We start from the raw sequence: 8,620 nt of genomic DNA, 5'->3' as shown, positions 1-8,620 counted from the left end.
CGCGCCATCTGGCGCAGCGCCGACATGATCTGGACCGCCCTTGGCGACAGTTCAGACGACATCAACTGGTATTCCAGGCGCGCCTCGCTTTCGGCGGTCTACAGCGCGACGGTGCTCTACTGGCTGGGTGACGACAGCGAAGGCAACGTAGCGACCTGGGCCTTTCTCGACCGCCGGATCGACGGCGTGCTGCGGGCCAGCAGGCTGCGTGCGCGGCTGACCGGGAATCCGTTGTCCCGCGCGCTTCTTGCCGGACCCAGCCGGGTGCTGGGCCGGATCCACGCGCCGCCGCGCCGCACCGGCTTTCCCGGCACATGGTCCGGGAACCCGACTGTTGCCGGTCCGGCCCGGCCCGGCAACGCGTGATGCCTCCGGCGGGCGAACGCCCGGCCAGCGGAAGAAGGAGCCCGCAATGACACTGCCCGAAACCATGCGCGCCGTGGAGATTTCCGAACCCGGCGGTCCCGCAGTGCTGAAGGTTGTCGCGCGCCCGCTGCCCCGGCCCGGATATGGCCAGATCCTGATTCGTGTCGGCTGGGCCGGGGTGAACCGGCCCGATGCGTTGCAGCGCGCCGGGCTCTACCGGCCGCCGGCCGGGGCAAGCGATCTGCCGGGGCTGGAGGCCGCCGGCGAGGTCGCGGCGCTTGGCCCGGGCGTTTCGGGCCTGTCGGTGGGTGACAGGGTCTGCGCGCTGTTGCCGGGCGGCGGGTATGCGGAATATGTCGCGACCCCGGCCGCCCACGCCCTGCCTGTGCCCGCCGGCATGAGCATGAGGGATGCGGCCTGCCTGCCCGAGACCTTCTTCACCGTCTGGTCGAACGTGTTCGAACGCGGCGGACTGAGAGCGGGCGAGCGGTTTCTGGTGCATGGCGGCAGTTCCGGCATCGGCACCGCCGCGATCCAGCTTGCCCGGCAATTCGGGGCGCGCGTTTTTGCCACGGCAGGCTCAGGCGAAAAATGCGCCGCCTGCCTGCGCCTCGGTGCCGAGCGGGCGATCGACTATCGCGAAGAGGATTTTGTCGAAATCCTGCGGGCACGGGGCGGTGCCGATCTGATCCTCGACATGGTGGGCGGCGACTATCTGCCGCGCAACGTGAAGGCGCTGGCCGACGACGGCCGGCTGGTGCAGATCGCCTTTCTTCAGGGGGCGAAGGTGGAACTGAACTTTTCACAGGTTATGATGCGCCGGCTGACCATCACCGGCTCGACGTTGCGCCCGCAATCCGATCTGGCCAAGGCGCGGATCACCGCGGCGCTGCGCGCCGAGGTCTGGCCGCTGCTCGGCGCCGGAAGGATTGCGCCGCTGGTGGATTCCGAATTCGATCTGGCCGATGCGGCCGCCGCGCATGCGCGGATGGAAAGCTCGGGTCATATCGGCAAGATCGTGCTCAGGGTGGCATAGAACGAACAATACCCTGTTTCGCCGGGGGGCGATCCGGGTAGTAGAACGCGCGAGGATCGCGCCGGGAATTGCGGCGGAAAGGTCCGGATTTTTATGTTTAGAACAGGAATAGTGTATCCAAAATGTCCAGGAAACTCATCGCGGAATTCGTCGGGACCTTCTGGCTCGTGCTTGGCGGTTGCGGCAGCGCCGTTCTCGCGGCCGGCGTGGCCGATGTCGGTATCGGCTGGCTGGGCGTCGCGCTGGCCTTCGGCCTGACGGTCATGACCATGGTCTATGCGCTCGGCAATATCTCGGGCGGGCATTTCAACCCGGCGGTTTCGCTGGGCCTGATGGTGGCCGGCCGGTTCAGCGGCAAGGAACTGCTGCCCTATTGGGGAGCACAGGTTGCCGGCGCCATCGCCGCCGCGCTGGTCCTGCTGATCATCGCCAGCGGACAGGAGGGCTTCTCGCCCATCGGCAATTTCGCGCTCAACGGCTACGGTGCGGCATCGCCCGGCGGATACGGCCTGCTGGCCGGGCTGGTGACCGAGATCGTGCTGACGGCGTTCTTCCTCGTCATCATCCTCGGTGCAACCTCGAAGCTGGCGTCGGCGGGTTTTGCCGGTATCGCCATCGGGCTCGGCCTGACGCTGATCCACCTGGTCGGTATCCCGGTGACCAACACCTCGGTCAACCCGGCCCGTTCGACCGGCGTGGCGCTGTTCGGCGGCGGCACGGCGATCGCACAGCTCTGGCTGTTCTGGGTTGCACCGCTGATCGGCGGGGCGCTCGGGGCGGTCATCTGGAAGGCGCTCGATCCCACAACCGCCGCCGGCCTGGAAGACGAAGGCCACTGAGATCCCATGGAAACCCCTCGGTGCCCGCCTCGACAGCGGGCGCCGAATCTTACCTGACCGGGGCAAGCAGCGCCCGGTTCAGGGTACAATCGCGGCGGGTATCGGGGGCACAGTCGCGCGGCTGCAGCTCTTTCGTCAGGCAGATGCGCGTTTCCATGATCCGGCCGTCGCGGCAGGTGATCGTCACCATGTCGGCCGAAAGCGCCGGGTTTGCCTCCAGCCATGCCTCTTCGATCACCGAGGCGGGCAGGACCACCGCTTCGGTCAGCCGGTGCAGAACCTGCGGGCGGGCGACGCTTTCGAAGGCGCGGCGCGACAGGGCGAAATAATCGTGGGCTGAAAGCCCCGAACAGCGCCCGTGCTTTTTCCACTGATACCATGCCAGACCCGGGCTGCCCATGATGTCGGCCATCCCGTCGGTCTGGTGGCGTGCGGGGTTGCGTGCGCTGGCTGTGCAGAAGCTCGGCCAGCCGTCCTCGTGTTGCGGCCACAGCCCGTGCAGCACCCAGCCGGCATGGCGGGCCGGATCGCATTGTTCGCCGCCGCGCCTGTCGCCCTCGATGGCGCAGAAGCTGGGCGACCAGCTCAGCGACATCACGTAATAGTCGAAATCTCCGGCGCGCTCGCCCTCGGCCGGTGCGGCCCCCGCCATGGCCAGCAAGACCATCATCCAGCGCATTAGCCCTTCCCTTTCCGTTTTTTGCGCCTTATATCCCCCGTATTCCCCGAAAACGAGGAAAAGCGGCCAAGGGGTCGCGGCCGTTTCCCGGCCACGGGGAAGATGTGCGAAGGAGGCAGACATGAACAAGCCGCTCATGGCAAAGGCGACCGCCGTCTGGCTGGTCGACAACACGACGATCAGCTTCAAGCAGATCGCCGATTTCTGCGGCCTGCACGAGCTTGAGGTACAGGGCATCGCCGATGGCGACGTGGCTGCCGGCGTCAAGGGGTTCGACCCGATCGCCAACAACCAGCTCGACCAGATCGAGATCGACCGGGCCGAGAAGGACCCGCAGCACAAGCTGAAGCTCAAGTTCAACGCCGCCGCCATTGGCGAGGAAAAGCGCCGTGGTCCGCGCTACACGCCGCTCTCCAAGCGTCAGGACCGGCCCAACGCGATCCTGTGGCTGGTGAAGTTCCACCCCGAACTGAGCGACGGGCAGATCTCGAAGCTGGTCGGCACCACCAAGCCGACGATCCAGTCGATCCGCGAACGCACGCACTGGAACATCGCCAACATGCAGCCGATCGACCCGGTGGCGCTCGGGCTGTGCAGACAATCCGAGCTTGATGCCGTGGTGCAGAAGGCGGCGGCCAAGAAAGCCGCCAACGGCGAGGTGATGAGCGACGACGAGCGCCGCAAGCTGGTTTCGACCGAACAGTCGCTTGCCGCCGATCCCGAGCCCAGGCTGCCGACCGCGATTTCGGGGCTCGAAACATTCACGCTTTCGGGCGATCCGCGCGGCGACGAGGAAGAGGACGACAGGGATCCGATCATCGATGCCGATTCATTCTTCAACCTGCCCGGGGGGGGCGACGAAGACGAGGACGACGAGAACCGGCAGCCCTGACCGACCCCTGCATAGCATGTTTGTACACCCGGCCTGAGCGGCCGGGTGTTTCGTTTCCGGGTACGCCTCCGGTGCCGGCCCCGGCTTGAACCGCCATTGCCCGCGTGCCATTCAGAGCCTTGCGCCGTTCTCCGGCGGCAAAGCTTGCGAGACATTCCACATGGGCAAATCCGCACCCGCCGCACCGATGTCGCCCGCTGTCGTGGCGATGATCGGGTTGTTGGTCAGCGTGCTGTTCGTCGCAACCCGGCGCATGCCACCGCTCTATTTCCAGAACCAGAACACGAAGTTCCTGCACGGTCTGGCGCGGGCGTTTCCCGAACGGCTCGGCGCCGACTGGACGGCGGGCACGGTGGACGGGCTGCCGCTTTTCTCAGGGCTGGTTCATATGGTGGCGGCGCATGGCTCGCCAGTGTTGTTCTATGTGATCGAGGTGCTGCTCCTGTCGGCGATGGCGTTGTCGCTGCTGGCCGTCGCGCGTCTGGCGGCGCGCGAGCAGGCCGGGCCGGCGCTGCTGCTGGCGGTGGGGGCATATCTGGCCGCTCTGGCCGGTCCGGGCGACGGCAGCAGTCTGGACGGGGTGGCCGAGCAGTACATGGCGCATGGCTACCTGCAACCCTCCGAGTTCGGCATCCTCTACCTGCCGGCGCTGCTTCTGGCACAGCGCGGCCGGCCGCTGGCAATGGTCGTTGCCGCCGCGCCGGCCGCGTTCCACCCGGCCTATATCGCGATTTCGGCGGTGATGCTTGCAGTCATCGTCATACATCGCTGGCGCGACCGGCTGAGGGTGCCGTTGTTGCCGCTGCTGCTGGCCGCCGCGATCGTCGCGCTGCCGCCAATCGATCTGGCGATGCGCTTTGCGCCCACCGACCGTGAAACCTTCGCGGCGGCCAATGCGTTCCTTGCCTTCGAACGTATTCCACATCACTCCGATCCCGCGCACTGGATGGGCTGGGTGAGCTGGCGCAAGCTGCTGATCGCGCTTGTTGCGCTGGCGATGATGCCGGGCGGGGTGCTGCGCAGCGCTTATGCGGCGTTGCTGGCACTGGCGGTGGCGGGCACTGTCTTCGTTGCGCTCACCGGCAATGCCGAGGTTGCGCTGATGGCGCCGTGGCGCGCCTCGATCGTTGTCGTGCCGGTCTCGGCTGCGGTTGTCGCGGGTGGACTTCTGGCCGTGCTTTTCCGCTGGCGGCCGGAGCGCTGGCTGCGGTTCGCCTGTGCGGCGCTTTTCGGGGCGATGGCGCTTGCCGATGCGCGCGAGGGGCTGGCCATCAAGGTTGCCGAATGGTTCGGACAGGAAACGCCGGGCTACATCCGCTACGTGCGCGAGCACCATGCGCCGGCGGATATCTACCTGACCTCGCCGGACGACGCCGATTTCCGCCTTGCGGCGATGACGGCGCAGCTGATGACATGGAAGACCCATCCCTACCTCGATGTCGAGGTGATCGAGTGGAAGCGCCGTGGCGATCTGGCGACACGGGTGTTTCCGGAAAAACGCCCGGGTGCCATCGACTGCGCGGCCCTGTCGGAGGTTTCCGCCGCCTACCCGGTCACGCACCTTCTGGTCGATTCGCCGGCGCGGCGCCCGGCAGTCGTCTGCGACGGTCTGGAACCGCTGTTTCATTCGGAGGAGGCGGCCGTCTACCGGATCGTCAGGTAGATGCGGCCCGGCCTGTCTGCCGGTGGCTCTCAGAGCGCCCGGCGTGCCCGCATCGCGGCGCTGATCGTGCCGTCGTCGAGGTAATCCAGTTCACCCCCCACCGGCACGCCCTGCGCCAGCGAGGTGACGGTTATCCCCATCGGTTCAAGCTGCTCGGCGATATAATGCGCCGTGGTCAGCCCGTCGACAGTAGCGTTGAGCGCGAGGATAACCTCGCTGACCGCTTCGTGGCGAATCCGCTCGATCAGGCGGGGAATGCGCAACTCGTCCGGCCCGATGGAATCAAGCGCCGAAAGCGTTCCGCCCAGCACATGGTACCGGCCGCGGAATACGCCCGCTCGTTCCATCGCCCACAGATCGGCCACGTCCTCGACAATACAGATCTCGCCCGTCGCCCGCTTTTCCGAGGTGCAGATGTCGCACAATTCGCTGGTGCAGACATTGCCGCAACTGACACATTCGCGCGCCGAGACGGCGACGTTGCGCATCGCATCGGCCAGCGGGATCAGCAGCAGCGCGCGCTTGCGGATCATCTGCAACACCGCCCGCCGGGCCGAGCGCGGCCCGAGACCCGGCAGGCGGGCCATCAGGTCGATCAGTTCCTCGATATCGCGCGGCGGCCGGGTCACGTCACATCCCGGGAAGGTCCATGCCCGGTGGCAGGCCCAGTTCGGAGCTCAGCTTTTCCATTTCCTCCTTCGACCGCTCCTGCGCCTTGCGCTGCGCTTCCTTGATTGCCGCGAGAATCAGGTCTTCGACCACTTCCTTCTCGTCGGGGTTGAAGATCGACGGGTCGATATCGAGCCCGGTCAACTCCCCCCTGGCGGTGCAGCGCGCAATGACCAGCCCGGCGCCGCTTTCGCCAAGAACGACGATATTGCCAAGCTCGGCCTGGAGCGCGGCCATCTTGCCCTGCATCTCCTGCGCCTTCTTCATCATCTTGGCCATGTCGCCAAGCCCGCTAAGCCCCTTGAGCATTGCTGAACCCCATCCATCCAAACGGTTTCGCGCAACCTATGGTCAGCGGGCGGCGCGTACAAGGGACCCAAGGCGATATGGGTGCCGCCACAACGGCGCCGTGCCGGCTAGTCGTCCTCGAACGGGTCCCATTCGTCCTCGACCTCGGGCAGGGCCCCGGCGGCGGCTTCGGCGGCGATCTCTTCGGCGGTGCGGATGCCGGTGATGCGGGCTTGGGGAAAGGCCTCCAGGACCGACCGGACCATCGGATGCTCCATCGCCCGTTCCTCGAGCGCGCGGCGCGTGCTGTCGCGCGCCTCGGCGATGGTGGGGGCACCGCCCCCGCCGACAACCGAAACGACCCAGCGGTTGCCGGTCCAGGTCTGAAGCCTCTGGCCGAGCCGCTGGGCAAGATCGGGCGCGGCATCGGGTGTCGGCTCGAATTCGATCCGGCCCGGCGAATAGCGCGCCAGCTTCAGCGTGCGCTCGATCTCGATCAGCAGCGGCACCTCGCGATGGGCGCTGATCAGCTCGGTCACCCGTTCGAAACTGGTGTAATGTGCCAGCGCCTCCCCGGGCGCCCGGGCCAGCGCCGCCACCGGGCCGCCGCCCACCGCCCCGCCCGAAGCCGAGGACGGGGCCGCAGGCGCGGGGCCGGAACGGGCGGATGCCCGCCCGCCATTGCCCGGCCCGCCTGCCGGGGCGGGCGGCGGCAGGTCCTGAAACCTGCGCACCAGATCGCCCGGCGTCGGCAGGTCGGCCACATGGGTCAGGCGGATGATCGCCATCTCGGCCGCCATCATGGCGTTGGGGGCCAGCGCAACCTCTTCCAGCGCCTTGAGCAGCATCTGCCACATGCGGGTCAGGACCGGCATGGTCAGCGCCGCTGCCATGGTCCGGCCACGGTCGCGTTCTGCGGGCGGTACGGTCGGGTCTTCGGCCGCCTCGGGCGTGATCCTGATCAGCGAAACCCAGTGGCAGACCTCGGCCAGATCGCGCAGCACGGCCATCGGATCGGCCCCGTCGGCGTATTGCCCGGAGAGCTCCGACAGGGCGCCCGCCGCGTCGCCCCTCAGGATCATGTCGAACAGGTCGAGTATCCGCCCCCGGTCGGCCAGCCCCAGCATCGCGCGCACGGTTTCGGCCGATGTCTCGCCCGCGCCCTGGCTCAGCGCCTGATCGAGCAGCGATTGCGCGTCGCGCGCCGACCCTTCGGAAGCCCGCACCAGCAGCGCCAGCGCCGCATCGCTTATCTGCCCGCCCTCGGCGTCGGCGATACGGCGCAGCATGGCAAGCATGTCCTCGGGCTCGATGCGGCGCAGGTCGAAGCGCTGGCAGCGGCTCAGCACAGTCACCGGAACCTTGCGGATCTCGGTGGTGGCAAATATGAACTTTACATGGGCGGGAGGTTCCTCAAGCGTCTTCAGCAGCGCGTTGATAGCGCTCTTCGACAGCATGTGAACCTCGTCGACGATATAGACCTTGTAGCGCGCCGAACCTGGCGCATAGGCCACCGAATCTAGCACCTGCGTGCGGATGTCATCGATCCCGGTATTGGAGGCCGCGTCCATCTCCAGCACATCGACATGCCGCCCCTCGGCGATCGCCTTGCAATGCTCGCATTTTCCGCAGGGCTCTGTCGTGGGCCCGCCGGTGCCATCGGGGCCGATGCAGTTCATCCCCTTGGCGATGATGCGCGCGGTGGTGGTTTTTCCGGTGCCGCGGATGCCGGTCATGATAAAGGCCTGCGCGATCCGGTCGGCGGCGAAGGCGTTCTTCAGGGTGCGGACCATCGCATCCTGCCCCACCAGATCCGCAAAGCTCTGCGGCCGGTATTTCCGCGCCAGAACCTGATAGCCGCTCTTGCCCGTCTCGCTCATGTCGCCTCGTCCTGATACCGTGCCGACCCTAGTGGCTGCCGGGTCCGGGATCCACTACCTTCGTTCGGTTCCGCGCCGACAGAAGCCTTGGCGGCCGAAATCCGGTGTGCCCGGTTGTGCCGGCCGGTTTTGCGCTCCGTGGTTTCGTGGGGGTGAGAGGCTGGACAACGACCCAGGCGGAACTCGTTACGGCTGCTTCCTTCCGGACCTGACCGGGTTGGCGAGGCGCCTGCCCGCGCCAGCCTCTCGATCCGCCAGTTACGGGATGCGCGCGCCGGAATCAAGCTGCCCGTCGCTGCCTGCGCCGG

At 67.2% G+C, this 8,620-nt stretch carries 9 protein-coding genes and 1 other RNA gene; 5 read left to right on the top strand and 5 right to left on the bottom strand.

Features of this window, described 5'->3' with window-relative positions; genetic code table 11:
- The 3 genes from ACK5IR_RS04075 to aqpZ form a co-directional block, all read left to right on the top strand.
- On the top strand, positions 1-366 hold a 366-nt coding region (locus tag ACK5IR_RS04075; RefSeq protein WP_416926184.1), incomplete at its 5' end, for a COQ9 family protein.
- Positions 367-418: 52 nt separating this feature from the next.
- The gene (locus ACK5IR_RS04070) at positions 419-1,402 is read left to right on the top strand and encodes an NAD(P)H-quinone oxidoreductase (protein ID WP_416926188.1); all 984 of its coding nucleotides are present in this window, start codon (positions 419-421) and stop codon (positions 1,400-1,402) included.
- Positions 1,403-1,524: 122 nt separating this feature from the next.
- Positions 1,525-2,241: an aquaporin Z gene (gene aqpZ, locus ACK5IR_RS04065; RefSeq protein ID WP_416926182.1), complete on the top strand. Its 717-nt coding sequence runs from the start codon at positions 1,525-1,527 to the stop codon at positions 2,239-2,241.
- Positions 2,242-2,290: 49 nt separating this feature from the next.
- Here the strand turns inward: aqpZ and ACK5IR_RS04060 are convergent, their stop codons facing one another.
- Positions 2,291-2,920, bottom strand: a complete 630-nt coding sequence (locus ACK5IR_RS04060) for a ribonuclease T2 family protein (RefSeq protein WP_416926180.1) — start codon at positions 2,918-2,920, stop codon at positions 2,291-2,293.
- Between the two features lie 121 nt (positions 2,921-3,041).
- Between ACK5IR_RS04060 and ACK5IR_RS04055 the strand changes: the two genes are divergently transcribed.
- Together ACK5IR_RS04055 and ACK5IR_RS04050 are read left to right on the top strand one after the other, a co-directional pair.
- Entirely contained in the window at positions 3,042-3,812 is a 771-nt protein-coding gene (locus tag ACK5IR_RS04055) for a DUF1013 domain-containing protein (protein ID WP_416926178.1), read from the top strand.
- 1,321 nt (positions 3,813-5,133) lie between these two features.
- A complete protein-coding gene (locus tag ACK5IR_RS04050) occupies positions 5,134-5,475 on the top strand; it encodes a DUF6798 domain-containing protein (RefSeq protein WP_416926186.1) in 342 nt (113 codons plus the stop codon).
- Between the two features lie 29 nt (positions 5,476-5,504).
- On the opposite strand, the gene recR is transcribed toward ACK5IR_RS04050, so the two are convergent.
- From recR to ffs, 4 genes are all read right to left on the bottom strand, one after another.
- Entirely contained in the window at positions 5,505-6,104 is a 600-nt protein-coding gene (gene recR / locus ACK5IR_RS04045) for a recombination mediator RecR (protein WP_416926176.1), read from the bottom strand.
- 1 nt (position 6,105) lies between these two features.
- Positions 6,106-6,453: a YbaB/EbfC family nucleoid-associated protein gene (locus ACK5IR_RS04040; RefSeq protein ID WP_416926174.1), complete on the bottom strand. Its 348-nt coding sequence runs from the start codon at positions 6,451-6,453 to the stop codon at positions 6,106-6,108.
- A gap of 107 nt (positions 6,454-6,560) precedes the next feature.
- Positions 6,561-8,312, bottom strand: coding sequence for a DNA polymerase III subunit gamma/tau (locus ACK5IR_RS04035; RefSeq protein WP_416926172.1), 1,752 nt, complete (start codon positions 8,310-8,312; stop codon positions 6,561-6,563).
- A gap of 150 nt (positions 8,313-8,462) precedes the next feature.
- Positions 8,463-8,561, bottom strand: an RNA gene (gene ffs / locus ACK5IR_RS04030) — signal recognition particle sRNA small type.
- Positions 8,562-8,620 lie beyond the last annotated feature (59 nt).

The sequence above is a fragment of the Tropicimonas sp. genome, from assembly GCF_047971885.1.
In the GTDB taxonomy this organism is placed as follows: domain Bacteria; phylum Pseudomonadota; class Alphaproteobacteria; order Rhodobacterales; family Rhodobacteraceae; genus Tropicimonas.
Note: the sequence above shows the minus strand (reverse complement) of the source record. Positions and strands in the feature narration are given on the sequence as shown.